The 25,379-nt window shown below is 69.7% G+C and carries 24 protein-coding genes; 10 read left to right on the top strand and 14 right to left on the bottom strand.

Going from position 1 to position 25,379, the window contains the following annotated elements; genetic code table 11:
- The first annotated feature begins 61 nt into the window (after positions 1-61).
- The 3 genes from mreC to mrdA all read left to right on the top strand — a co-directional run bounded on the left by mreC (position 62) and on the right by mrdA (position 3,687).
- Positions 62-1,024, top strand: coding sequence for a rod shape-determining protein MreC (mreC, locus tag VHAB30_RS24300; RefSeq protein WP_095743224.1), 963 nt, complete (start codon positions 62-64; stop codon positions 1,022-1,024).
- A complete protein-coding gene (gene mreD, locus VHAB30_RS24295; RefSeq protein ID WP_062472721.1) occupies positions 1,021-1,542 on the top strand; it encodes a rod shape-determining protein MreD in 522 nt (173 codons plus the stop codon). The genes mreC and mreD overlap by 4 nt, the downstream gene beginning before the upstream one ends.
- Before the next feature lie 147 nt (positions 1,543-1,689).
- On the top strand, positions 1,690-3,687 hold the full coding sequence (gene mrdA, locus VHAB30_RS24290) for a penicillin-binding protein 2 (RefSeq protein WP_062472723.1): 1,998 nt from the start codon (positions 1,690-1,692) through the stop codon (positions 3,685-3,687).
- A 40-nt stretch (positions 3,688-3,727) separates the two neighbouring features.
- On the opposite strand, the gene fahA is transcribed toward mrdA, so the two are convergent.
- From fahA to VHAB30_RS24260, 6 genes are all read right to left on the bottom strand, one after another.
- Positions 3,728-4,993, bottom strand: a complete 1,266-nt coding sequence (gene fahA, locus VHAB30_RS24285) for a fumarylacetoacetase (RefSeq protein ID WP_159278858.1) — start codon at positions 4,991-4,993, stop codon at positions 3,728-3,730.
- 22 nt (positions 4,994-5,015) lie between these two features.
- Positions 5,016-5,999: a Bug family tripartite tricarboxylate transporter substrate binding protein gene (locus tag VHAB30_RS24280; protein ID WP_159278943.1), complete on the bottom strand. Its 984-nt coding sequence runs from the start codon at positions 5,997-5,999 to the stop codon at positions 5,016-5,018.
- A 2-nt stretch (positions 6,000-6,001) separates the two neighbouring features.
- Entirely contained in the window at positions 6,002-7,312 is a 1,311-nt protein-coding gene (gene hmgA, locus VHAB30_RS24275; protein WP_070063481.1) for a homogentisate 1,2-dioxygenase, read from the bottom strand.
- A gap of 46 nt (positions 7,313-7,358) precedes the next feature.
- Entirely contained in the window at positions 7,359-7,553 is a 195-nt protein-coding gene (locus tag VHAB30_RS24270; protein ID WP_070063480.1) for a DUF2783 domain-containing protein, read from the bottom strand.
- A 5-nt stretch (positions 7,554-7,558) separates the two neighbouring features.
- Positions 7,559-9,196 (bottom strand): FAD-dependent oxidoreductase, encoded by a 1,638-nt coding sequence (locus tag VHAB30_RS24265; RefSeq protein ID WP_159278857.1) that lies wholly within the window; start codon positions 9,194-9,196, stop codon positions 7,559-7,561.
- Between the two features lie 64 nt (positions 9,197-9,260).
- Positions 9,261-10,220, bottom strand: coding sequence for an MBL fold metallo-hydrolase (locus tag VHAB30_RS24260; RefSeq protein WP_159278856.1), 960 nt, complete (start codon positions 10,218-10,220; stop codon positions 9,261-9,263).
- A gap of 149 nt (positions 10,221-10,369) precedes the next feature.
- On the opposite strand from VHAB30_RS24260, the gene VHAB30_RS24255 reads away from it, so the two are divergent.
- A complete protein-coding gene (locus VHAB30_RS24255; protein WP_062472735.1) occupies positions 10,370-11,233 on the top strand; it encodes an IclR family transcriptional regulator in 864 nt (287 codons plus the stop codon).
- Positions 11,230-12,009 carry an SIR2 family NAD-dependent protein deacylase gene (locus tag VHAB30_RS24250; RefSeq protein ID WP_159278855.1) on the top strand — a complete coding sequence of 260 codons (780 nt, stop codon included), beginning with the start codon at positions 11,230-11,232 and terminating at the stop codon, positions 12,007-12,009. The genes VHAB30_RS24255 and VHAB30_RS24250 overlap by 4 nt, the downstream gene beginning before the upstream one ends.
- A 4-nt stretch (positions 12,010-12,013) precedes the next feature.
- Here the strand turns inward: VHAB30_RS24250 and VHAB30_RS24245 are convergent, their stop codons facing one another.
- From VHAB30_RS24245 to VHAB30_RS24215, 7 genes are all read right to left on the bottom strand, one after another.
- The gene (locus VHAB30_RS24245; RefSeq protein ID WP_159278854.1) at positions 12,014-12,508 is read right to left on the bottom strand and encodes a GFA family protein; all 495 of its coding nucleotides are present in this window, start codon (positions 12,506-12,508) and stop codon (positions 12,014-12,016) included.
- Between the two features lie 19 nt (positions 12,509-12,527).
- Positions 12,528-12,749: a hypothetical protein gene (locus VHAB30_RS24240; RefSeq protein WP_062472741.1), complete on the bottom strand. Its 222-nt coding sequence runs from the start codon at positions 12,747-12,749 to the stop codon at positions 12,528-12,530.
- A gap of 40 nt (positions 12,750-12,789) precedes the next feature.
- Complete coding sequence (locus VHAB30_RS24235) at positions 12,790-13,479, bottom strand: ABC-type transport auxiliary lipoprotein family protein (protein ID WP_235926907.1); 690 nt, start codon at positions 13,477-13,479, stop codon at positions 12,790-12,792.
- A gap of 23 nt (positions 13,480-13,502) precedes the next feature.
- Positions 13,503-14,459, bottom strand: coding sequence for an MlaD family protein (locus tag VHAB30_RS24230; RefSeq protein ID WP_159278852.1), 957 nt, complete (start codon positions 14,457-14,459; stop codon positions 13,503-13,505).
- An 8-nt stretch (positions 14,460-14,467) separates the two neighbouring features.
- Complete coding sequence (locus tag VHAB30_RS24225; protein ID WP_159278851.1) at positions 14,468-15,310, bottom strand: ABC transporter ATP-binding protein; 843 nt, start codon at positions 15,308-15,310, stop codon at positions 14,468-14,470.
- An 8-nt stretch (positions 15,311-15,318) separates the two neighbouring features.
- Entirely contained in the window at positions 15,319-16,491 is a 1,173-nt protein-coding gene (locus VHAB30_RS24220; RefSeq protein WP_070063474.1) for an MlaE family ABC transporter permease, read from the bottom strand.
- Positions 16,492-16,624: 133 nt separating this feature from the next.
- A complete protein-coding gene (locus tag VHAB30_RS24215) occupies positions 16,625-17,542 on the bottom strand; it encodes a LysR family transcriptional regulator (RefSeq protein ID WP_159278850.1) in 918 nt (305 codons plus the stop codon).
- Positions 17,543-17,628: 86 nt separating this feature from the next.
- Here VHAB30_RS24215 and VHAB30_RS24210 point away from each other — a divergent pair, with 86 nt between their 5' ends.
- Both VHAB30_RS24210 and VHAB30_RS24205 read left to right on the top strand, forming a co-directional pair.
- A complete protein-coding gene (locus VHAB30_RS24210; protein WP_159278849.1) occupies positions 17,629-19,146 on the top strand; it encodes a CoA-acylating methylmalonate-semialdehyde dehydrogenase in 1,518 nt (505 codons plus the stop codon).
- Between the two features lie 71 nt (positions 19,147-19,217).
- Positions 19,218-20,852 carry a GMC family oxidoreductase gene (locus tag VHAB30_RS24205; RefSeq protein WP_159278848.1) on the top strand — a complete coding sequence of 545 codons (1,635 nt, stop codon included), beginning with the start codon at positions 19,218-19,220 and terminating at the stop codon, positions 20,850-20,852.
- A 301-nt stretch (positions 20,853-21,153) separates the two neighbouring features.
- Here VHAB30_RS24205 and VHAB30_RS24195 read toward each other — a convergent pair whose 3' ends face one another.
- On the bottom strand, positions 21,154-21,429 hold the full coding sequence (locus VHAB30_RS24195) for a GIY-YIG nuclease family protein (protein ID WP_159273524.1): 276 nt from the start codon (positions 21,427-21,429) through the stop codon (positions 21,154-21,156).
- Positions 21,430-21,610: 181 nt separating this feature from the next.
- On the opposite strand from VHAB30_RS24195, the gene amaB reads away from it, so the two are divergent.
- The 3 genes from amaB (at position 21,611) to VHAB30_RS24180 (ending at position 25,369) form a co-directional block, all read left to right on the top strand.
- A complete protein-coding gene (gene amaB, locus VHAB30_RS24190; RefSeq protein ID WP_159278847.1) occupies positions 21,611-23,149 on the top strand; it encodes an L-piperidine-6-carboxylate dehydrogenase in 1,539 nt (512 codons plus the stop codon).
- Between the two features lie 97 nt (positions 23,150-23,246).
- Positions 23,247-24,155: an amino acid ABC transporter substrate-binding protein gene (locus tag VHAB30_RS24185; protein ID WP_062472764.1), complete on the top strand. Its 909-nt coding sequence runs from the start codon at positions 23,247-23,249 to the stop codon at positions 24,153-24,155.
- Complete coding sequence (locus tag VHAB30_RS24180) at positions 24,152-25,369, top strand: pyridoxal phosphate-dependent aminotransferase (protein WP_159278846.1); 1,218 nt, start codon at positions 24,152-24,154, stop codon at positions 25,367-25,369. Before VHAB30_RS24185 ends, VHAB30_RS24180 begins: the two co-directional genes overlap by 4 nt.
- Positions 25,370-25,379: the final 10 nt, after the last annotated feature.

Here is a 25,379-nt window from a genome sequence, read left to right as displayed (position 1 = left end):
CTCTGCTTGCGCAGGCCGGCTTTTTGTTATTTGATGCCGCACCACCGCCGGGTCTGACTACATGCCTCTGGGCACGCTCGATCGCACAGCGCCACCCCTGTTCAACCAGGGGCAATCGGCACTCAGCAAGCTGATCTTCTTCGGCGCGCTCTCGCTCTTCCTCATGGTCGCCGACGCACGCTTTCACCTCGTGAAGCCGATCCGCTCGGCCATCGGCGCGGTGCTCTACCCGGTGCAGATGGCGGCGCTCAAGCCGGTCATGCTGGTGATGGGCGGCAGCCGCTACTTCGAAGAGCTGCAGACCGCGCAGCGCAACGAAGACGAAGCCCGCAAGGCCCTGATGCTGCAGGCCGAGACCGCCAGCCGCGCCGACACGCTCGCGCAAGACAACGCCCGCCTGCGCGAGCTGCTCGAGCTGCGCCAGACCACCACCACGCCGGGCCGCCCGGCCGAGGTGCTGTACGACGCGGCCGACCCCTACACGCGCAAGATCGTCATCGACCAGGGCCTCGCGCAGGGCGTGGCCGCCGGCTCGCCGGTGATCGACGCGCGCGGCGTGCTGGGCCAGGTGACGCAGGTGCTGCCCTTCACGAGCGAGGTCACGCTGGTGATCGACCGCGACCTGGCCATTCCCGTGCAGAACACCCGCACCGGCGTGCGCAGCGTGGCCTTCGGCGACGCCTCGGCGCACGGCGGCGGCATGGAGCTGCGCTTCATGGCCGCCAACGCCGACCTGCAGGAGGGCGACCTGCTGTCCACCAGCGGCGTCGACGGCATCTACCCGGCCGGCCTGCCGGTGGCGAAGATCGAACGCATCGAGCGCCGCGCCGATTCGGCCTTTGCGCGCATCTACTGCGTGCCGCTGGCCCGCGTGACCGCGGCGCGCTACGTGCTGGTGCTCGAGCCCTCCGGCGCGCCGGTGGCACCGCCGCACGTCGAGGCCGCGTCCACCCAGCGCAAGCGCCCCGAAGGCAAGCCCGGCGCCGGCAAGAACGAGAAGAAACCGGCGGGAGCCACGCGATGATCAAGCGCCCCGGCCAGCAGCAGCTCTTGCTGCCCGTCAGCCCCGTCTTCATGTGGACCAGCCTGCTCGTGGCGCTGCTGGTCAACATGATCCCCATCGGCCGCGCCGCCTGGATGCCCGACCTGCTGGCGCTGGTGATCGTGTTCTGGGGCGTGCACCAGCCCGCGCGCGTGGGCATCGGCGCGGCCTTCATGTTCGGCCTGCTCATGGACGTGCACCAGTCGTCGATGCTGGGCCAGCATGCGCTGTCCTACACCACGCTGGGCTTCTTCGCGATCATGATCCACCGGCGCCTGCTGTGGTACCCGGTGCTCTCGCAGGCGCTGCAGGTGCTGCCGCTGTTTGCGCTGTCGCAGTTCATCGAGGTGATCACGCGCATGATCGGCGGCGGCGTGTTCCCGGGCTGGGGCGTGCTGGTCTCGCCGGCGCTCGAGGCGGCGCTGTGGCCGCTGGCCACCGCGCTGCTGCTGGCGCCCCAGCGCCGCACGCCCGAACCCGACGAGAACCGCCCCCTCTAGTCATGGTGCCCCCCGGCTTTTCACTTCGCTTCGCTGCGTGTAACTCCACCCCCCAAGGGGGAGGCGCGGCCCGCCTTGGGGCGGCCCGGCGGCGGCCGCCCGTCGCATTTGCCATCGCACCTGCGCACGCCTAAGCTTCCTGACGCCATGACCGAAATCCGCAACGTTGCCGCCGACCTGGCGCGCTTCAAGCGCCGCGTGATCGTCATCGGCCTGGCGGTGCTGTTCGCCTTCAGCCTGCTGGGCTCGCGGCTGGTCTACCTGCAGGTCGTGCGCCATGCCGACCTGGCCGAGCAGGCCGAGAGCAACCGCACGGCCGTGGTGCCGGTGGTGCCGAACCGGGGGCTCATCCTCGATCGCAACGGCATCGTGCTGGCCTCCAACTACTCGGCCTACACGCTGGAGATCACGCCCTCCAAGGTCGGCGACGTCGAGGAGACCATCAACAGCCTGACCAGCGTGCTCGAGGTGTCGCCGCGCGACCGCCGCCGCTTCAAGCGCCTGCGCGAAGACTCGCGCAGCTTCGACTCCATTCCGATCCGCACCCGCCTGAGCGACGAAGAGGTGGCGCGCTTCGCGGCACAGCGCTACCGCTTCCCGGGCGTGGAGATCAAGGCGCGCCTGTTCCGCAACTACCCGCAAGGCGAGTTGGCCTCGCACGTGCTGGGCTACATCGGCCGCATCAACCAGCGCGAAAAAACCGCGATGGAAGACTGGGACGAGGAAGACCAGGCCAACTACAAGGGCACCGACTACATCGGCAAGCTGGGCATCGAGCAGAGCTACGAGAAGATGCTGCACGGCCAGACCGGCGTCGAGCAGATGGAAACCTCGGCCGGCGGACGCGCCGTGCGCCGGCTCGCGAGCCACCCGGCCACGCCGGGCAACACCGTCATGCTGTCGCTGGACATCAAGCTGCAGAAGCTGGTGGAAGACATGTACGGCGACCGGCGCGGCGCGCTCGTGGCCATCGACCCCAAGACCGGCGAGGTGCTGGCCTTCGTGAGCAAGCCCACATTCGACCCGAACCTCTTCGTCGAAGGCATCGACACCGAGAGCTGGCAGGCGCTCACCGAATCGATCGACAAGCCGCTGCTCAACCGCGCGCTGCGCGGCACCTACCCGCCGGGCTCCACCTACAAGCCCTTCATGGCGCTGGCGGCGCTGCAGACCGGCAAGCGCGCCGCGAGCGTGGTGGTGAACGACCCCGGCTACTTCAACTTCGGCGGCCACCGCTTCGGCAGCCCCGAGGGCTACCTGGGCGGCGTCGACATGCGCCGCTCGATCCAGGTGTCGAGCAACATCTACTACTACTCGCTGGCCAACGAGATGGGCGTGGACCTGATCCACGACTTCATGAAGCCGATGGGCTTCGGCCAGATCACCGGCATCGACCTGGGCGGCGAGGTGCGCGGCGTGCTGCCCAGCACCGAGTGGAAGCGCAACGCCTACAAGCGGCCCGAGCAGAAGAAGTGGTACGCGGGCGAGACCATCTCGCTGGGCATCGGCCAGGGCTACAACGCCTTCACCATGCTGCAGCTGGCGCAGGCCACGGCCATCGTGGCCGACGGCGGCATGAAGCACCGGCCGCACCTGGCGCTGGCGATGCGCAACACGGTCAGCGGGCAGGTCGTGCCGCTGCCCCAGCCGCCGGCCGAGAACCTGGGCTACACGGCGGCCAACGTGGCGGTGATCCGCGAGGGCCTGACCAGCGTGGTCACCAGCGGCACGGCGCGCGGCGTGTTCGCGGGAGCGGGCTACCAGGCGGCCGGCAAGACCGGCACGGCGCAGGCCGTGACGCAGGCCAAGAACACCAAGTACAACGCGCGCGCGCTCGAAGAACACCAGCGCGACCACGCGCTGTTCATGGCCTACGCACCGGCCAACAACCCGAAGATCGCGCTCGCCGTCATCGTCGAGAACGCCGGCTGGGGTGCGGGCGCCGCGGCGCCGCTGGCGCGCCGCGTGTTCGACTACTGGCTCATGGACCAGTACCCGAGCGAGGCCGACATGGCCGCCGTGCGCATCGGCCGCGCGGGCGCGCCGATGGGCAAGCCGCGCGTGGCCAGCGAGGTGGCCTGGCCCGCGGCGGCCGCGGTGCCGGCACCGGCGGGCGCGGCATCGTCGGCGGCGCCGACGCCCTGAAAGATGCGCCCCTCGGGGCGCACCGTCGCTCAGACCAGGGTCAGACCACCGTCCCGGTGACTTCACCCAGCCCGATGCGCACCGCGCCATCGCGCTCGCACCAGCCGCGCATCACCAGCGTGTCGCCGTCTTCCAGGAAGGTGCGCTTCTCGCCGTTCGGCAGCGTGATCGGCTGCTTGCCGCCCAGCGTGAGTTCCATCAGCGAGCCGGCCTGGTCGGGCTGCGGGCCCGACAGCGTGCCCGAGCCCAGCAGGTCGCCGGGCTGCAGGTTGCAGCCGTTCACCGTGTGGTGCGTGATGAGCTGCGCGGCGGTCCAGTAGGCGGCCTCGGTGGTGTTGCCGAGCGTGAGGCGCACGGGCGCCACGCCGTCGGCGCGCATCTTCGCGGTCTGCAGCAGCACTTCGAGCGTGATGTCGAGCGCGCCGCTGGCGCGGTTCGACGGCGCATCGAGGTAGGGCAGCGGCTGCGGGTCTTCGGCGGGGCGCTCGAACTTGGCGCGGAACGGCGCCAGCGCTTCGGTCGTCACGATCCAGGGCGACAGCGTGCTGGCGAAGTTCTTCGCGAGGAACGGGCCCAGCGGCTGGTATTCCCAGGCCTGCAGGTCGCGCGCCGACCAGTCGTTGAGCAGGGTCACGCCGAACAGGTGGTCTTCGGCGTCGGCGATGGCGATGGGTTCGCCCAGCGCATTGCCGCGGCCCACGAGGAAGCCCAGCTCCAGTTCGTAGTCCAGCCGCTTCGAGGGGCCGAAGCTCGGCACCACCGCATCGGGTGCCTTGGTCTGGCCTTGCGGGCGCTTGAAGACCTGGCCGCTCACGCCGATCGACGAGGCGCGGCCGTGGTAGCCGATGGGCACCCACTTGTAGTTGGGCATCAGCGGCTGGTCGGGACGGAACAGCTTGCCGATGGTGGTGGCGTGGTGGATGCCCGTGTAGAAGTCGGTGTAGTCGCCGATGCGGCAGGGCACGGTCATCTCGGCCTGGGCTTGCGCCAGCAGGGCCTTCGACCATGCAGCCTGCTGGCCGCTGCCTTCGGCCAGGCCCGCAGAGATCGCGGCGCGCAGCGCCTGGCGGTCTTTCACCGAGGCGTTCATCAGCACGTTCATGTCGTCGGTGTCGATGAGGCCGGTGGCGCGCAGGTCGAGGATCTGGTCGCCGATGGCCACGCCGATGCGGAAGGCCTCGCTGCTGCCGGCGGCGCGGAAGCGGCCGAAGGGCAGGTTCTGGATCGGGAAGTCGGTGCCGGCCACGTTGGCGGCGGCGACCCAGCTGCGCAGCTTCGGGTCGTGGGTGGCGTTGAGTGCGGTCATGGAGGTCTTTCTTTGAATCGGATCAGTCTGCGGTCATGCCCGCTCTTTTGGCGACGTCGCCCAGGCGCTTGTATTCGGTGTCGGTGAGCGTGGTGAGCTCCTGCGCGCTCGAGCCGCGCGGCGAGAAGCCGGCCTGCTGCAGCTTGGCCTTCACGTCGGGCATCGCGAGTGCTTCGACGAACGCTTCGTTCAGCGCCTTCACGATCGGCGCCGGCAGCTTCGCCGGTCCGTACACGCCGAACCACGGCTCCAGCGCATAGCCCTTGAGGCCCGCTTCGGCCATCGTCGGCACGTCGGGCAGCGAGGGCGAGCGCGTGGAACCCGCCACGGCCAGCGCGCGCAGCTTGCCGGCCTGGATGTGCGGCAGCGAGGCCGGCAGGTTGTCGAACATCACGCCGATGGTGGTGTTGCCCAGCATGTCGGTGATGGCCGGGCCGCTGCCCTTGTAGGCCACGTGCGTGAGCTCGGTGCCGGTCATCTGCGCGAACATCACGCCGGCCAGGTTCATCGAGGTGCCGGCGCCCGCGGTGGCGTAGGGCAGGCCGGGGTTCTTCTTTGCGGCGGCGATGAGCTCGGGCACGGTCTTGATGGCCGAACTTGCGGGCACTTCGAGCACGATGGTCGACATGCCCAGCAGGCTGATGGCCGTGAAGTCCTTGCGCGGGTCGAAGGCCATCGACTTGTAGATGTGCGGGTTCAGCGCATTGGTCGAGATGGCGCCGAAGCCGATCGTGTAGCCGTCGGGCGCGGCCTTGGCCACGGCGTCCATGCCGATGTTGCCGCCCGCGCCGCCGCGGTTGTCGATGAGCACGGGCTGGCCCAGCTTCTCCGACACCTTCTGGCCCACGGTGCGCGCCACGAGGTCGGTGGTGCCGCCGGCCGTGTAGGGCACGATGAACTTGATGGGCTTGGACGGAAAGTCGGCCGCGTGCGCCAGCAGGAACGGCGCCGCGAGCAGTGCGACGGCCGCCGCGCGGCGGGTGAGGGCGAAAGCGCTCTTCTTCATCTTCATGGCTTGAATTGGTCCTTGAGACCGGCCCAGCAGTCGGTGTAGTCGGTGTCGAGCGCCGGGCTTTGCAGCGCGAAGTTCGTCGGAATGAAACGGTAGCGGCTCTCGAACATGAAGGCCAGCGTGTTGTCCAGCTTGTGCGGCTTGAGGTCGGCGTGCGTGGCCTTGTCGAAGGCTTCCTCGTCCGGTCCGTGCGGCACCATGCAGTTGTGCAGGCTCGCGCCGCCGGGCTTGAAGCCGCCCGGCTTGGCGTCGTACTCGCCCAGCACCAGGCCCATGAACTCGCTCATGAGGTTGCGGTGGAACCACGGCGGACGGAAGGTGTTTTCCATCACCATCCAGCGCGGCGGGAAGATCACGAAGTCGCAGTTGGCGGTGCCGGGCGTGTCGCTGGGCGAGGTCAGCACGGTGAAGATCGACGGATCGGGATGGTCGAAGCTGATCGAGCCGATGACCATGAAGTTGGCCGTGTCGTACTTCACCGGCGCGAGGTTGCCGTGCCAGGCGACCACGTTGAAGGGCGACTGTTTCGTCGGCGCGGTCCAGAAGCGGCCGCCGAATTTCTTCACCAGCTCGTAGGCGCCGCCGTCTGCCTCGAAGGCTGCGACGGGCGCCTGGAAGTCGCGTGCGTTGGCCAGGCCGTTCGAGCCGATCGGGCCGAGCTCGGGCAGGCGGAAGTGCGCGCCGTAGTTCTCGCACACGTAGCCGCGCGAGAGGCCGTCGGGCAATGCGACCTTGAAGGCCATGCCGCGCGGCAGCACCACGATTTCGCCGGGCTTGACGTCGAGCACGCCGAGTTCGGTCGTGACGACGAGGCGGCCTTGTTGGGGCATCACCAGCATCTCGCCGTCGGCGTTGACGAAGGCGCGCTGTTCCATCGAACGGCCCGCGAGGTACATCAGCGAGCCGATGCCGACCTGCGACTCGGCGTCGCCGTTGGCGGCCAGCGTGTGCATGCCGTCGATGAAGTCGACGTCGGCCGCGCCGTCCAGCGGCAGCGGGCCCCAGCGCATCGGTTCGGGCGGCAGCGCGATCTCGCGGTCGGCGCCGGTGGTCCAGTGCGCCTGTGCGTAGGGCTGGTAGCGGCCCGACACCACCGAGGGCTGGCGGCGGTACAGCCAGGTGCGGCGGTTCTCGTGGCGCGGCGCCGTGAAGGCGGTGCCCGAGAGCAGCTCGGTGTACAGGTCGAAGGGGCCGCGCTGCGGGTTGTTGCGGCCTTGCGGCAGCGCACCGGGCACGGCCTCGGAGGCGTATTCGTTGCCGAAGCCGCTCTGGTAGCGCCGTTCGGCGGCGGGTGTTGCTTGGGTCATGGGCTTGTCTTTCGAAAGTCGCGATGAGGTGGGAACGTGCGGCCGTTCAGCCGGCGCGCGCCGCGTCGAAGGCTTCGCGCAGCACGGCCAGCGAGCCGACGTGGTTGGCCAGCACGAGCACGAGCCGTGCGTTGAAGGCGTGGCTTTCCTCGGTGGAAAGCCCCTGGTGGGCCTCGATGAGCGCCTCGTAGAAATCGTCGGGCGCTTCGAGGTTCGGCGTGGTGATCAGCTGTTGTTGCATCGGGGTCATGCCTTTGCCAGTGCGTGGTCGAGGGCCGCGCGAAGCTTCGCTGCCGTGGGGTGGCGCCAGCGCGCGCACACGTGCTGGTCGGGCCGCAGCAGGTAGACGGTGCCGGGCTGCGCGTCGTAGCGCTGCGTGGCGAGTTCGGCGTCGGCGCCGGTGCCTTCCACGCGCACCACATGCAGCGCGAGGTCGCTACTCTTCAGCGCCTGCAGGCTGCGCTCGGCGGCGTCGCCGGTGCCGAACACCAGCGCGGTGAAGCGCGCCACATGGCATTCGCGCAGCAGCCAGCCGGTGCTGCCGTCGGCGCGCCGCACAGGCGCATCGGCCGCTGCCGCGCCGGGCACCATCGCGCCGGCGAAGGTGTCGGCGTCGGGCGTGTTGAGCGGCGAGTCGCGCAGCACCGTGGCCACCGACAGCCGCCCGCTGTTGACCAGCGAGCGCGCGAAGGCGTGGCGCTTGGTGAGCTCGAGCACCGCGTCGCGGAACAGCCGGCTCACCTCGCTCTTGGGCGTGATGAAGTCGGTGGCGCGCGTCGAATTGCGGATGTTCTCGTCGGCTGCGTATTCGCGTTCGCTGGCGTAGCTGTCGAGCAGCGCGTCGGGCGCGTCGCCGGCCAGCACGGCCGCGAGCTTCCAGGCGAGGTTGTCGGCGTCCTGCACGCCCGAGTTGGCGCCGCGCGCGCCGAAGGGCGACACGCCGTGCGCCGAGTCGCCCGCGAACAGCACGCGGCCGTGGCGGAAGCGCTCCATGCGCTGGCAGGCGAAGGTGTAGACGCTGGCCCAGCCGATCTGGAACTGCACGCCTTCGAAGCCGATGCTGTCCAGCAGCGCGCGCACGCGCGGCGTGATGCGCTCGGGCTTGCGCTCTTCCACCGGGTCGGCGTCCCAGCCGAGCTGGAAGTCGACACGCCACATGCCGTCGGCCTGCTTGTGCAGCAGCACGCTCTGGCCGGGGTGGAACGAGGGGTCGAACCAGAAGCGGCGCTCGGTCGGCAGCTGCGCGTCCATCGTGATGTCGGCGATCAGGAAGCGGTCGCGGAACACGCGGCCCTTGGCTTCCTGCCCCAGCATCTGGCGCAGGTTGGAGCGCGAGCCGTCGCAGGCGGCCACGTAGCCGGCCTGCAGGCGGTACTCGCCCTCGGGCGTTTCGACCGTGAGCACTGCGCCATCCTCGCCTTGCGCGATGCCGGTGACCTTGTTGTTCCAGCGCAGGTCGATCAGCGGCAAGGCCGCGGCGCGCTCGACGAGGTAGCCCTCGACGTAGTACTGCTGCAGGTTGATGAAGGCCGGGCGCTCGTGGCCGGGCTCGGGCAGCAGGTCGAAGCGGTAGACCTGCTCGTCATGGAAGAACACCTTGCCGACGTTCCACGACACGCCCTTGTCCACCATGCGGTCGCCGCAGCCGAGGCGGTCGAACACCTCGAGCGTGCGCTTGGCGAAGCAGATCGCGCGCGATCCGCTGGACAGGCTGTTGTCGTTGTCGAGCAGCACCACAGGCACCTGGCGCAGGGCGAGGTCGATGGCGAGCGTGAGGCCCACCGGGCCGGCGCCCACGACCACCACGGGGTGGCGGGCGGGCGCGGCGGCGTCCTGGTCGGCGTGGCGGGTGTAGTCGAAGCGCAGGCTTTGATAGTCGATCACGTGATGTCTCCGTGTCCTTGTCGTTTCCGTCGCCTTCCCCGCGCGGGGGAAGGTCGCGGCGCGATCAGCCTTCCAGGGCCTTCCACATGTCGATGTCGCGCTGTGCCGTCCACACGCGCGGGTCGGCGTGGCCCGAGGCCTCGTCGTAGGCGCGGCTCACGTCGAAGGGCATGCAGTGGTCGAAGATGACCCACTGCTTGTATTTGGGCTGCAGCTTCGCGTAGGTTTCCTTGTAGACCGCGTTCAGGTCGCGCCCGGCCTTCACGCCTTCCTGCACGCTGGCGTACACGTCGGAGATGAAGGCGCGCGTGCCGTTCAGGCCCTCGGCCACGGCTTCGGGCGTGGTCAGCGCGGCGCCGCGGCCGGGCACCAGCGCGAGGGGCTTCAGGGCGGCGATGTTGTCCAGCGTCTGCGGCCAGTCCTGGAAGTAGGCGTCGCCCGCGTACGGCGTGGCGCCGAACTCGACCAGGTCGCCCGACAGCAGCGCGCGCTCCTGGGGCAGCCAGACGACCGTGTCGCCCTTGGTGTGGCCGCGGCCCAGCTGCAGCAGCTGCACTTCGAGCTTGCCCAGCCACAGCGTCATCTTGCCGGTGAAGGTCATGGTGGGCCAGGTCAGGCCCGGGGGCACGGTCTCGACGTTCTGGAACAGGCGCGGGAAGCGGCCGATTTCGCTGGCCTTGTCTTCCTCGCCGCGCTCCACGATCAGGTCGCGCGTGTCCTGGCTGGCCAGGATGTGTTCGGCGCCGTAGCCCGCCGCGCCCAGCACGCGCACCGCGTGGTAGTGGGTGAGCACCACGTACTTGATGGGCTTGTCGGTCACTTCGCGGATGCGGCGCACCACGTCGGCGGCCATGGCGGGCGTGGCCTGGGTGTCGGCCACCAGCACGCAGTCGTCGCCGATGATGATCCCGGTGTTGGGGTCGCCCTCGGCCGTGTAGGCCCAGGCGTGCTCCGAGATCTGGCTGAAGGTGATCTTCTTTTCTTCCAGGTCGGCCTGGCTGGCGAATTTCTTGGCTTGGCTCATCGTGTGTCTCCGGTGGGGTGGTTTTGGGATTCGCCTGATTCGTTTAAGGCGAACGAGTTTGCAGATAACGAATGCGCGGAGTGTAAGCCCGAGATCAGTTCATGTCTAATGCCTTCTTCATGAACGAACAACCAGACGGCAAGGCGGCCATGGCAGCGACTGACACCGACCGCGCCCAGCGCGGCATCCAGAGCATCGAAGTCGGCGGGCAGCTGCTGCGCGCGCTGGTGCACCACGGCCGCCCGATGGCGCTCAAAGACCTTGCCCGCGAAGCGGACATGACGGCCGCCAAGGCCCACCCCTACATGGTGAGCTTCGGCCGGCTGGGCCTCATCGAGCAGGACCGCGCCAGCGGCCACTATCTGCTCGGCCCGCTGGCCTTGCAACTGGGGCTGATCAGCCTGCAGCAGGCCGACCCGGTGCACATTGCCACGCCGCTGATCGGCCAGCTCGCGCAGCAGATCGGCCACACCGTGGCGCTGGCCGTGTGGGGCGCGCGCGGCGCGACCATCGTGCGCACGGCCGAGTCGCCCTCGCCGGTGCACGTGAACATGCGCCACGGCACGGTGTTCTCGCTCACCAACACGGCCTCGGGCCGCGTCTTTGCCGCCTACCTCGACCCGGCGGTGGTGCGCGCGCAGCTCGAGGACGAGCGCCAGCGCCAGAAGCAGCGCAAGGGCGCCGCCGAGCCCGCGCCGCCGGCCGGCATGCCGCCGGTGCAGCCGCTGCCCTCGTGGAGCGACTTCGAGCGCCAGTGCCAGGAAGTGCGCGACCACGGCATCAGCCGCTCCGACGGCGAGGTGATCGAGGGCGTGAGCGCCATGGCCGCGCCGGTGTTCGACCACACTGGGGCCATCGTGCTGGCCGTGACCGCCATCGGCCCGGCCGGCATCTTCCACACCGCCTGGGACGGCGAGATCGCGCGCGCGCTCAAGGCCTGCGCGGGCACGGTGTCGCAGCGCCTGGGGGCGAGCGCCACCGGCGCCGTGGTGCCCTCCGTTTCCGATCGATGACCCTGTTTTCTTCCGCCTTGTCTTCCACGTCTTCTTCTTCCTCCGACGACCTCGCGCTGCGCATCGACCGCACCGTGGCGCTGCTGCGCGGCGCGCGGCGCATCGTGGTCTTCTCGGGCGCGGGGCTGTCCAAGGCCTCGGGCATTCCGACCTACCGCGACGCCGACGGCCTGTGGATGAGCCAGAACGCGCTCAAGTTCTCGCATGCCGATGACCTCGCGCGCGACCCGGGCGGCTTCACGAAGTTCTGGGCCCAGCGCCTGGCGCTGATCGAGGCCGCGTCGCCCAACCCCGGCCACCTCGCGCTCGCACAGCTGCAGCGGCTGCGCCCCGCGACCCGGCTCATCACGCAGAACGTCGACGGCCTGCTCGGCAAGGCCGGCGGGCAGGACGTGCTGGAGTTGCACGGCTCGCTGCGCCGCTGGCGCTGCGACCACTGCGGCAACCGCAGCGGCCCGTGGCCCTTTCACCGCTGCCTGCGCTGCGGCTCGCACGCGCGGCCCGACGTGGTCATGTTCGGCGAGATGCTGAACGCCGGCGTGCTGCTCGACGCCCAGGTGGCGGCGCAGGAGTCCGACCTGTTCCTGGTGGTCGGCAGCACCACCATCGTCTACCCGGCGGCCGAGCTGCCCAAGCTGGCGATGGCGCGTGGTGCGCGGCTGGTCACGCTGAACATCGAGCCATTGCCGCACCTGGACGATGCGGCAGCGGTGGTGTTGCGGGGGGCGTCGGAAGACCTGCTGCCGAAGTTGGTCGCCGGGATGGCCGGCGACTGAAGCGCTAGCCGGCCCGCATCTTCTCGCGCAGCACGCGCCAGCGCGCGAGGCTCCCGGCGGGCCAGTAGTCCTTGCGGTCGTAGTACTCGTGCACGGCCGCTGCGCCGGGCGGCAACACCACCCACGGCTGCTTGGACATCGTGAAGATGTGCAGGTCCGGCGGCAGCCGGTCGGGCGTGTCGAGCGTGCCCACGCGGATGAAGCTCAGGGCGTCGCCGGCGCCTGCGTAGTGGCTCCACAACGCGACATGGCAGGCGGGGCAGCGCGCGTATTTCTGGCCGCGTCCGCTGGCCGAGGGCGTGAGCACGAGATCGACCGCGCCCTGCAGCACCTGCACGTGCTCGGGTTCGATGAGCGCATTGAGCGCGAAGGACGAGCCCGTCTCGCGCTGGCACCAGCGGCAGTGGCAGCAGTGCACGAAGAGCGGCGAGGCGTTCAGGCGGTAGCGCACCTGCCGGCAGGTGCAGCCGCCTTCCAGCGGCACGAAGGCGTCGGCCATGGCGGTGGTCGGCGGGCGCTCAGCCTTTCTTGCCACCCAGCAGCACCAGCGCGCCGCCCACCACGATCGCCGCCACGCCGGCCCAGGCCGGGATGTTGACGGTCTGTTTTTCCTTCACCGAGAACTCCAGCGGGCCCAGCTTGGCCTGGTGGGTTTCCTTGGTGAAGCTGAAGCCGCCCAGGCCGAGCCCGGCGATGCCGGCGACGACCAGCAGGATGCCGACGATGCGCGTTGCGTTCATGGGACGGGTCTCCTCAGGGTTGGTTGGAATGAAAAGTCGTTCAGCGCCGCGGCGCCGCCGTGCGCGGCTGCGGCGGCTCCTGCTGCTGCAGCTGGTCGACCCACTGCACGACCTCGGCCATGGCCGCGTCGCTCGCCGCGATGAGCGCCTTCACGCCGCCGGGCGCGTCGGCGCTGGCGGCGGGGCGGCGCACGGTGAAGGTCCGCTGGCCCATCACGCGGTCGCCGCCGGTGGCGGTGCGGACCAGCGTGGCGCGCAGGCGCACGAGGCCCGTGCTGCTGGCCGGCGCGTCGAAGTAGTGGCTGAACTCGTCGAGCGAGATGCGCAGCGTGTCGGGCACGATGCCTTCGGTGCGCGCGAGCGTCGCGCTTTCTTCGGGGCCGAGCACGGTGCGGCGCTCGGCCAGCGTGTCGCGCAGCCGCTGGCGCAGCAGTTGCGCGGGCGGCAGGCTCCAGCGCGACTGGCCGTAGGGGCGCAGCTCGTTGGCGTCGGCGTAGCCCAGGCGGTACAGGATCTGCGTGCCGTCCAGGCGCGTGTTGCTGTCGAACTCCGCGAGGGACAGCGCCGGCAGCGCGGTGGCCGGCGCGGCAGCTGCGGCAGGTGCGGCGGCCGAAAGGCCGGGGCCGAAGTCGTACAGCGTGGCGCGCGCCGGCTTGTCGGGCAGCATGCCGCAGCCGGCGACCAGCAGCACACAGCCGAGGCTGGCGAGGGCGGGGAGGGTGTTCTTCATGCGCATGGTTGGTCTGCTCCCGGTCAGTGGCGTGCGGCGGGTGCAACGAAGCCGGGCTCGCCCGGGCCCGCGGCCGCGCCGCCGTTGCCGAACAGCAGCGATTGCGGGTTGTCGTTGATGCTGTCGGCCGCGCGGCCCAGGCGGCGCACCGCGTGGGCGGTGTCGTCGGCCACGCGGTTCACGCGCGGCAGGGTGGCGGCGTTGAATGAGTCGACCGCCTGCGCCAGCGCCTTGGTGCCCTCGCTCAGGCGCTCGACCGGGCCGTCGGGTGCGTTGAGCTTGCCCACGGTGGAGTTGAAGTTGTTGGCCACGCGCGAGACGTCGCCGGCGGCTTTCTTCACCGTCGACAGCGTCTCGGGCATGGCGGCCAGCGTCGGGTTCAGGCCGGTCTTGACGGTGTTGTCGAGCTGCTTGAGCAGCGTGTTGGCGCTGGCCGAGGCGGCCGCGATGTTCTCCAGCGCGTCGGCCACGCGCTTCTGGTTGGCGTCGGCCAGCAGCGCGTTGGCGCGCTTGGTCACTTCTTCCACCTGGTCGATGATCTCCTCGCCGCGGTCCTGCAGCTTCGCGAGCATCGAGGGCTTGAGCGGAATGCGCGGCGGGTTGTCGTTGTTCGGCTTGAGCGCGACGGTCGATTCGCCTTCGTCGTCCAGCGCGATGAAGGCCAGGCCGGTCACGCCCTGGTAGCTCAGCGTGGCAAAGCTGGAGGTGGTGAGCGGCACGCGCTCGTCGACCGTGATGCGCACGCGCACGTTGCCCTTGGTCTTGGGGTCGAAGTCGATCGAGGTCACCTTGCCGACCGAGATGCCGCGGTAGCGCACCTGGGCCTGCGGCTGCAGGCCGCTCACGGCGTCGCGGGTGGAGAGCTCGTACACGTTGCGCACGGTGTTGTCGCGCGTGAACCAGACCACCAGCGCGACGAGCGCGGCGATCAGGCCGAGCACGAAGGCACCGGCGGCGAGGGCATGGGCCTTGTTTTCCATGAGGGGACCTACCTTTCTTCAGCGCGCGCGGCCTCGGGCTGCGGCGCGGGTGGTGCTTTGCCGGCGGCGGGCTTGTCGTGCAGCGCCTCCAGGGCGCGCTGGCCGCGCCCGCCGAGAAAGTATTCGTGGATGAAGGGATGCGGGTAGGCGATGACTTCGCGCGCCGTGCCGCTCACGATCACCTTCTGGTCGGCCAGCACCGCGATGCGGGTGCTCAGGTCGAACAGGGTGTCCAGGTCGTGCGTGACCATCACGACCGTCAGGCCCAGCTCGCGGTGCAGGCCGCGCAGCAGGTCGCAGAAACTGTCGGAGGCTTCGGGGTCGAGGCCGGCCGTGGGTTCGTCGAGCAGCAGCAGCGGCGGGTCCATGATGAGCGCGCGCGCCAGCGCCACGCGCTTGATCATGCCGCCCGACAGGTCCGACGGGCTCTTGTTCGCATGCTGCGGCTCCAGCCCCACCATCTGCAGCTTCACGAGCGCGGCGTTGCGGATCAGCTCGTCGGGCAGCAGCTTGAGTTCGCGCAGCGGAAAGGCGATGTTCTCCAGCACGCTGAAGGCCGAGAACAGCGCCCCGTGCTGGAACAGCATGCCCACGTTGGCCGCGCCGGCCGCGCTGAGTTCGCCCGGCGCCCGACCCAGCACCTCGACTGCGCCCTTCGTGGGTTTCTGCAGCCCGAGGATCTGCCGCAGCAGCACCGTCTTGCCGGTGCCCGAGCCGCCGACCAGCGACAGCACCTCGCCGCGGTCGAGGTGCAGGTCGAGGTCGCGGTGCACCACCTGTTCGCCATCGGGGCTCTTGAACACGGTCCAGAGCTTGCGGATGTCGACCACGGTGTTCGACGGGGACGTCATGGCGGCGTTCATCCGCGGAATCCTATGCCCTTGAACAGCACTGCGAAGAGCGCGTCGACCAGGATCACGGCGGTGATCGAGGTCACGACCGACGACGTGGTGCCGCGCCCCAGGCTCTCGGTGTTGGGCTTGACCTTCATGCCGAAGTAGCAGCCGATCAGCGCGATCAGCACGCCGAACACCGCCGACTTGGCCAGGGCCAGCCAGAGGTTGGAGATGGGCACCGCGCGCGGCAAGGCCGACAGGAAATACGACGGCGAGATGCCCAGCGCCGCATCGGCCGCGAGCATGCCGCCGGCCAGCGCCGCCATCGAGGTCCACAGGCTGATCAGCGGCATCGCGATGGCCAGCGCCAGCACGCGCGGCATCACGAGACGGAAGCCGTGCGGGATGCCCATCACGCGCATCGCGTCGAGCTCTTCGGTGACGCGCATCACGCCGATCTGCGCCGTGATCGCCGAGCCCGAGCGGCCCGCGATCAGCACGGCGGCCAGCACCGGCCCGAGCTCGCGGATCAGCGACAGCCCGAGGATGTTCACCACGAAGGCCTCGGCGCCGTAGTTGCGCAGCTGCTGGGAGATCAGGTACGCCAGCACCACGCCGATCAGCAGGCCGACCAGCGCCGTGATGTGCAGCGCCGTGGCGCCGAACTGATAGAGGTGGCCCGAGAAGTCGCGCCACGGCGCGCGATGCGGCGCGCGCGCCAGCGTGCACAGGTCGAGCGCGAGCTGGCCGATGAGGCCCACGAAGTCGCGCAGCACGACCATCGCGCGCGGGCCGTGGTGGGCCAGTGCGTGCAGCCGGTCGCTCAGCGATTTGGGCGGCTCGTCGGGCGTGGCCACCGTGAACTTCGCCACCTGGTCGAGCACCGCCTGGTGCTGCGGCGACAGCTCGATCGTGGCCGGCCAGGCCTGGCGCCAGTGCTCCCACAGCAGCTGGGCGCCGATGTGGTCGAGCTGGCCGATGGGGCGCAGGTCCCAGGCCCGGTCGTCCGCGGGCGGCAGCGCCGCGAGGTCTTTGGCCAGCGCCTCCCAGGCCGGGCGCGTCGACATCGCCAGCGTGGTCCAGCAACCGCTGGCCACGGCCCAGGTGCGGCCGTCCACGTCCTGCGTCTGCGCGCGCGGCGGCGCGAAGGCGTCGTCGGTGGCGGGGGCGTCAGCGGGCGACGGGGTGGGCGACATGGGCAAAGGTGCGGGACAAAACGTAAACAAAGGTCCAAGCGAGAGCGCGCATCGTAACCGCGTGCATCCGGGGCTTGTGTGCGTCTGGCCCTTCGTTTGCGTAGGGCCAGACGCCGTTTTTTTCAGCCAATCTTCAGCTCCAGGCCCGGGCCAGCGCATCCCAGGCGCTGGCGATCACGGGCTCGTCGCGCCGCGCGGCCAGCGAGACGAAACGCAGCGCGCAATCCAGCCGCACGCGGTCGGCCAGCACGAGGCCGTGCGCCTGGCTTTCGCGGATGGCGATCGAGTCGCGCACCAGGCTCAGGCCGACGCCCGACTTCAGCAGGTCGAGCATCGAGGCCTCCTGGTCGACCAGCGCCACGCGCCGGGGTGCCAGGCCGAGCGGGCCGAACACGCGTTCCAGCAAACGGTGGTGCGCCGACTCGGGCGGCGTGGCCAGCCAGGGCAGGGCGGCCAGCGCCTTCCAGTCGCGCCCCAGCACCTGCGGGCCCCAGCCGGCCGGCGCGACCACGCGGTAGCTGAAGCGGGTGAGGGTGCGCACCGCCAGCGGCGCCGGGGCGGCGGCGTCGGGTGCGTCGTCCGGATTGCCCGGGTCGAGGTGAAAGCCCACGTCGAGCTCGCCGCGCAGCACCTGCGCCAGCACGCTGCCGCTCATGCCGTGGCGCAGTTCGGTCTCGATCTGCGGCGCGGCCTCGACCAGCTCGCGCAGGAACACGCCCAGCCGCGTGAACTCGGGGTCGAGGATGGTGCCGATGCGCAGCGCCCCGCGCACCGTGCCCTGCAATTTGCGCGCGGCCTGCTGCAGGTCGCCCACGGCCGCCAGCACGCGCTCGGCCTGCGGCAGCATGGCCGCGCCGTCGGCCGTGAGCGCCAGCCCGTGCGGCGTGCGGGTGAACAGCACCAGCCCGGTTTCTTCCGCGAAACGCTTGAGCTGCAGGCTCACCGCGGGCTGCGTCAGGTGCAGCTTCTCGGCGGCGCGCGAGACGTTGCCCTCGCGCGCCGCCAGGATGAAGGCGCGCAGAATCTGGAGGTCCATCGATGACGTAGTCATATAAGACTGGTTTATAGCGTCATCGACGCGAATTCATTGGCTTTCTCTTCGTGGATTGGGCCAAATTGCCTTCAGGAGACCCGCACATGTCCATCAGCACCCGAAATATCGACCACCACATCGCCGGCGCCCCCGCCGCCAACACCTCCGGCCGCACGCAGGACGTGACCAACCCCGCCACCGGCGCCGTCACCGGCAAGGTCGGCCTGGCCGACGCCGCCCAGGTGGGGGCCGCCGTGGCCGCCGCGCAGGCCGCGTTCCCGGCCTGGGCCGACACGCCGCCCATTCGCCGGGCGCGCGTGATGTTCAAGTTCCTGGAGCTGCTCAACCAGCACAAGGACGAACTCGCCCACCTCATCACCGCCGAGCACGGCAAGGTCTTCACCGACGCACAGGGCGAGGTGAGCCGCGGCATCGACATCGTCGAGTTCGCCTGCGGCATTCCGCAGCTGCTCAAGGGCGACTTCACCGACCAGGTGAGCACCGGCATCGACAACTGGACGCTGCGCCAGCCGCTGGGCGTCGTGGCCGGCATCACGCCCTTCAACTTCCCGGTGATGGTGCCGATGTGGATGTTCCCGGTGGCCATCGCCGCGGGCAACACCTTCGTGCTCAAGCCCAGCCCGACCGACCCGAGCCCGTCGCTGCTGATGGCCGAGCTGCTCAAGAAGGCCGGCCTGCCCGACGGCGTGTTCAACGTGGTGCAGGGCGACAAGGCCGCGGTCGACGCGCTGCTGGAGCACCCCGACGTCAAGGCCGTGAGCTTCGTGGGCTCCACGCCCATCGCCAACTACATCTACGAAACCGGCGCACGCCACGGCAAGCGCGTGCAGGCGCTGGGCGGTGCGAAGAACCACATGGTCGTCATGCCCGACGCCGACATCGACCAGGCCGTGGACGCGCTCATCGGCGCCGGCTACGGCTCGGCCGGCGAGCGCTGCATGGCGATCAGCGTCGCGGTGCTGGTGGGCGACGTGGCCGACCGGCTGCTGCCCAAGCTCATCGAGCGCACCAAGACGCTGAAGGTGCTCGATGGCGAAAACCTCGCGGCCGAGATGGGCCCGATCGTCACGCGCGCCGCGCACGAGCGCATCACCGGCTACATCGCGCAGGGCGAGAAGGAAGGCGCGAAGCTGCTGGTCGACGGCCGCAGCTTCGACGGCAACAAGGCTGGCGAAGGCTGCGGCGACGGCTTCTGGATGGGCGGCACGCTGTTCGACCACGTCACGCCCGAGATGCGCATCTACAAGGAAGAGATCTTCGGCCCCGTGCTGGGCTGTGTGCGCGTCGCGACCTTCAAGGAAGCCGTCGACCTCATCAACGCGCACGAGTTCGGCAATGGCGTGAGCTGCTTCACGCGCGACGGCAACGTGGCGCGCGAGTTCGGCCGCCGCATCCAGGTCGGCATGGTCGGCATCAACGTGCCGATCCCGGTGCCGATGGCCTGGCACGGCTTCGGCGGCTGGAAGAAGAGCCTGTTCGGCGACATGCACGCGTATGGCGAAGAGGGCGTGCGCTTCTATACGAAGCAGAAGTCGATCATGCAGCGCTGGCCCGAAAGCATCGGCAAGGGCGCAGAGTTCGTGATGCCGACAGCGAAGTAAAGGTAAAAGGGGGCGCCGCACGCGCGGCGCTTCGCATCCGAAGAACAACGAGAGACAAAAAGCCAGCCGCCATGAGCGACACCACCTTCGACTACATCATCATCGGCGCCGGCACCGCCGGCTCGCTCATCGCCAACCGCCTGAGCGCCGACAAGACCAAGCGCGTGCTGCTCATCGAGGCCGGCCGCAAGGACGACTACCACTGGATCCACATTCCGGTGGGCTACCTGTACTGCATCGGCAACCCGCGCACCGACTGGCTTTACAACACCGAGCCCGACGCGGGCCTGAACGGCCGCACGCTGCGTTATCCGCGCGGCAAGACGCTGGGCGGCTGCTCGAGCATCAACGGCATGATCTACATGCGTGGCCAGTCGCGCGACTACGAGCACTGGGCTGAGCTCACGGGCGACGAAGGCTGGCGCTGGGAGAACGTGCTGCCGGCCTTTCGCAAGCACGAGGACTTCTACCTCGGCGCCGACGAGATGCACGGCGCGGGCGGCGAATGGCGCGTCGAGAAGCAGCGGCTGCGCTGGGACATCCTCGATGCGTTTGCCGACGCGGCCGTGCAGGCCGGCGTGCCGCACACCGCCGACTTCAACCGCGGCAGCAACGAAGGCGTGGGCTACTTCCAGGTCAACCAGAAGAACGGCTGGCGCTGGAACACCGCCAAGGCCTTCCTGCGGCCCACCTGCTACGGCCGCCCTAACTTCGAGCTGTGGACCGGCGCGCAGGTGTCGCGCCTGCTGTTCGAGACGCTGCCCGACGGCACCAAGCGCTGCACCGGGGCGCAGGTGTGGGACGGCTCCGAGATGACCACGGCGCACGCCGAGTGCGAAGTGATCCTGAGCGCGGGCGCCATCGGCTCGCCGCAGATCCTGCAGCTGTCGGGCGTCGGTCCGGCCGAGCTGCTGCGCCAGCACGGCATCGACGTGGCGCTGGACGCACCCGGCGTCGGCGCCAACCTGCAGGACCACCTGCAGATCCGCGCGGTCTACAAGATCGAGGGCGCGCCCACGCTCAACGTGCTGGCCTCGTCGCTGGTCGGCAAGGCGAAGATCGGCCTCGAATACCTGCTCAAGCGCAGCGGCCCGATGAGCATGGCGCCGTCGCAACTCGGCGCCTTCACGCGCAGCTCGCCCGACCGCGCGTGGCCCAACATCCAGTACCACGTGCAGCCGCTGTCGCTCGATGCCTTCGGCGAGCCGCTGCACAGCTTCCCGGCCTTCACCGCGAGCGTGTGCAACCTGAACCCGACGAGCCGGGGCTCGGTGCGCATCAAGAGCCCGCGTTTCGAAGACGCGCCCGCCATCGCGCCGAACTACCTGAGCACCGAGGAAGACCGCAAGGTGGCGGCCGATTCGCTGCGCGTGACGCGCCGCATCGCGCAGCAGCCCGCGCTCGCCAAGTACAAGCCGCAGGAGTGGAAGCCCGGCGTGCAGTACCAGACCGACGAAGACCTCGCGCGGTTGGCCGGCGACATCGCCACCACCATCTTCCACCCGGTCGGCACCACCAAGATGGGCGCCGACGGCGACCCGATGGCGGTGCTCGATGCGCGCCTGCGCGTGCGCGGCGTGCACGGCCTGCGCGTGGTCGATGCGGGCGCGATGCCCACCATCACGAGCGGCAACACCAACAGCCCGACGTTGATGATGGCGGAGAAGGCGGCGGGCTGGATCCTGGAAGACAACCGCAACCGCTGAGGTGGCTCAGCGGCGCGGCTTGGCGCCGCGCTGGGTGTCAGCCGCCAGGCGCGCCTTCGCGCCTTCGAGCATGAGGTCCACGCCGACCTCGAACATCGCATCGGGGCCGGCCTTGCGGTAGCTGGCGAAGGCCTCGGCCAGCAGCGGGCGCGAGGCCGCGGCGGCATTGAGCGCCTGCTGCCGGATTTCCGCATCGGGCGGTGCCGCCTGCTCCTCCAGCCCACGGCGCAGGGCTGGCCGGCGCCGTGCGCTATCTGCTGTGCCTGCCGGTGATGCTGTGCAGGTCGCCTGCGGCGGAGGGCTAGCTCTCGAAGAACGCCAGCTTGCGCGCGCGGGGCAGCGCCTTGAGCGCGATCTCCGCCCGCAGCGCGGCGCCCTTGTCGGGGTACTGGCGCGCCGCCAGCACGCGCTGGGGCGGACGCGCGCGCGTGAACTTGGCGCCCAGCCCGAAGACATGCTGGAAGAAGCGCTGCTCCACGTCGAGCGCGATGCCCGCGTAGTACACGCCGCCTTCGCATTCCAGCAGGTAGAGCCAATAGGGTGGGGGCGGCGAGGGATCGGGCGGTTTTCGGGGCACGCGCGCATTGTGCGGGCAGGCGCTTATCGTGCGTTGAAGGAAGGTGTCACCATGAAGTTCATTCGCAAAACGCACCAAGTCCTTCCAATTTTTCGCTAGGCAAGGGCGCGGGTTTCGCACATATTGGCCCGTTCCTGCTGTCGCATTTCTTCTTCTGTCCTTCCTTCTCCCTGGAGCGTCCATGCCAGAAGCCCAGACCCCCGTGTCCCTCCCCGCCGAGGTCGACCAACTGCTGCATCGCCTGGGCGTGCCCCGCACCGCCCACACCCGCGGCGACCTCACGGTGCGCTCGCCGGTCAGCGGCGAGGTGATCGCGCAGGTGCCGCAGACCACGGCCGTGGAAGCCACCGGCGCCATCGGCCGCGCGCACGAGGCCTTCAAGGCCTGGCGCCTGGTGCCGGCGCCGCGCCGCGGCGAGCTGGTGCGCCTGCTGGGCGAAGAGCTGCGCGCCGCCAAGCGCGACCTGGGCCGCCTCGTCACGCTGGAGGCCGGCAAGATTCCGTCCGAAGGCGCGGGCGAGGTGCAGGAAATGATCGACATCTGCGACTTCGCGGTCGGCCTCTCGCGCCAGCTCTACGGCCTCACGCTGGCCACCGAGCGTGCCGAGCACCGGATGATGGAAACCTGGCACCCGCTGGGCGTGTGCGGCGTGATCTCGGCCTTCAACTTTCCCGTGGCCGTGTGGTCGTGGAATGCGGCGCTCGCGCTGGTGTGCGGCGATCCGGTGGTGTGGAAGCCTTCAGAGAAAACGCCGCTCACCGCGCTGGCCGTGCACGCCATCGCGCAGCGCGCCATCGAACGCTTCGGCGACGCGCCCGAAGGCCTGCTCGGCCTGCTGCTGGGCCCGCGCGACATCGGCGAAGTGCTGGTCGACGACCCCCGCGTGCCGATCCTCTCGGCCACCGGCTCCACGGCGATGGGCCGGCAGGTCGGCCCGAAGCTGGCGGCGCGCTTCGCCCGCGCCATCCTCGAACTGGGCGGCAACAACGCCGCCATCGTCACGCCCTCGGCCGACCTGGACCTCACGCTGCGCGGCATCGCCTTCGCGGCCATGGGCACGGCGGGCCAGCGCTGCACCACGCTGCGGCGCCTGTTCGTGCACGAGAGCGTGTACGACCAGCTGGTGCCCAAGCTCGTGAAGGTCTACGGCAACGTGCAGGTGGGCGACCCGCGCGAGGCCGGCACGCTGGTCGGTCCGCTGATCGACCGCGCCGCCTTCGACGGCATGCAGAAGGCCCTGAACGAAAGCTGCGAGACCGGCGCCACGGTGCACGGGGGCCAGCGCGTCGAGGGCATCGGCACGCAGGACGCGTTCTATGTGCGCCCCGCGCTGGTCGAACTGAAGTCGCACGCCGGCCCGGTGCTGCGCGAGACCTTCGCGCCCATCCTCTATGTGGTGCGCTACAGCTCGCTCGACGAAGCCATCGAATGGCACAACGCGGTGGGCGCGGGCCTGTCGTCGTCGATCTTCACGCTCAATGTGCGCGAGGCCGAGCGCTTCATGTCCAGCGCGGGTTCGGACTGCGGCATCGCCAACGTCAACATCGGCCCGAGCGGCGCCGAGATCGGCGGCGCCTTCGGTGGCGAGAAGGAAACCGGCGGCGGGCGCGAAGCGGGCTCGGACAGCTGGAAGGCCTACATGCGCCGCGCGACCAACACCATCAACTACTCGACGGCATTGCCCTTGGCTCAAGGCGTGACCTTCGACATCGGCGACTGACCCACCCCGGCCTGTTGTTCTCGCCGCGCAGCACTTCGCTGCAGCGGCAGGGCAGCGGTCGCGCATATCCCCCTAGAACTACCAGGAGACAGAGAAGATGAAGATGCAACTGAAGACCCTCGCCACCGCCGCGCTGCTTGCGCTCGCTTTCGGCACCACCGCCACCGCGCAGCAGGCGCCCACGGGCGGCACGCTCGACAAGATCAAGGCGAGCGGCAAGGTCGTGCTCGGCGTGCGTGAAGCCTCGCCGCCCATGGCCTACATGCTGGGCGCGGGCGAGAAGTACGTGGGCTACCACGTCGAGCTCTGCGAGCGCGTGCTCAAGGACATCACGCCAAACGCCAAGCTCGAGTACATGGCCGTGACCGCGCAGAACACCATCCCGCTCGTGCAGAACGGCACGCTGGACATCGGCTGCGGCCCCACCACCAACAACACCGCGCGCCAGCAGCAGGTGGCCTTCGCGCTCACCACGTACGTGAGCGAAGTGCGCATGGCGACCAAGGTCGACTCGGGCATCACCACGCTCGACCAGCTCGCGGGCCGCAACGTGTCGGCCTCGACCGGCACGACCGCCGTGCAGCTGCTGCGCAAGCGCGAGCGCGCGCAGAACGTCTCGTACAACACCATGCTCGGCAAGGACCACCTGGAGAGCTTCCTGCTCATGGAGTCGGGCCGCGCCGATGCCTTCGTGCTCGACGACAACCTGCTCGCCGGCATCATCGCGAACTCGAAGAACCCCACGGCCTACCGCATCACCGGCGAGGCGCTGGGCTCCGAGCCGATCGCGCTGCTGTTCCGCAAGGACGACCCGGCCTTCAAGGCGGCGGTCGACGACTCGCTGCGCAAGCTCATGAAGAGCGGCGAGCTCGAGAAGATCTACACCAAGTGGTTCGTGGCCGCGATCCCGCCGAAGAACACCAGCCTCAACCTGCCGATGAGCCCCGCGCTCAAGCAGCTCGTGCTCGAACCCAACGACAAGCCGCTGGAAGCCTACGCCAAGTGACAGACGCCGCCGTGTTCTCGCCGGCGCAACGTGTGCGCGCCATCCAGGTCTCGGAGATCCTGCGCATCACCGACCATGCGCAGGCGCTCAAGCGCGCCGGCCGCCCGGTGATCGTGCTGGGCGCGGGCGAGCCCGACTTCGACACGCCCGAGAACATCCGGCATGCGGCCTCGCAGGCCATTGCGCGCGGCGACACGCGCTACACGGTGCTCGACGGCAGCCCGGCGATGAAGGCGGCGGTGCAGCTGAAGTTCAAGCGCGACAACGCGCTGGACTTCGCGCTCGACGAGATCAGCGTGAGCGCGGGCGCCAAGCAGGTGATCTTCAATGCGCTGATGGCGAGCCTGAACCCGGGCGATGAAGTGATCCTGCCCGCGCCGTACTGGACTTCGTACGCGGACATCGTGCAGATCTGCGGCGGCGTGCCGGTGTCGGTGGCGTGCGGCGAGGAGAACGGCTTTCGCCTGACCGCGACGCAGCTGCAGGCGGTCATCACGCCGCGCACGCGCTGGCTGTTTCTCAACTCGCCGTCGAACCCGAGCGGCGCGGCCTACAGCGCGGCCCAACTGAAGCCGATCACCGACGTGCTGCTCGATCACCCTCACGTCTGGGTGCTGGCGGACGACATCTACGAACACATCCTCTACGACGGCCTCGCGTTCGCAACGCCGGTGGCCGTGGAGCCGCGGCTGCGCGAACGCACGCTGACGGTGAACGGCGTGTCGAAGGCCTATGCGATGACTGGCTGGCGCGTCGGCTACGGCGCGGGACCGCGCGCGCTGATCGCGGCGATGGCCGTGGTGCAGAGCCAGTCGACCTCGTGCCCCTCGTCGGTGAGCCAGGCCGCGGCGATCGAGGCGCTCACCGGCCCGCAGGGCATCGTGGCCGAGCGCTGCGTATCCTTTCAACAGCGCCGCGATGTCGTCGTGGCCGCGCTCAACCGCACGCCAGGCCTGCACTGCCGCGTGCCCGAAGGCGCCTTCTACACCTTCGCGAGCTGCGCGGGCGTGCTCGGCAAGCGCACCGCCGCAGGCGCGCTGCTGCAGACCGACAGCGACTTCTGCCGCTACCTGCTGCAGGACTTCGAGGTGGCGGTGGTGCCGGGCAGCGTGTTCGGGCTCGCGCCGTATTTCCGCATCTCGTATGCGACGTCGATGGCGCAACTCGAAGAGGCGTGCGCGCGCATCGCCGCCGCCTGCGCCGCGCTTTCCTGACCTTTCCTCT

This window comes from Variovorax boronicumulans (genome assembly GCF_009811375.1).
GTDB lineage: Bacteria > Pseudomonadota > Gammaproteobacteria > Burkholderiales > Burkholderiaceae_C > Variovorax > Variovorax boronicumulans.
Note: the sequence above shows the minus strand (reverse complement) of the source record. Positions and strands in the feature narration are given on the sequence as shown.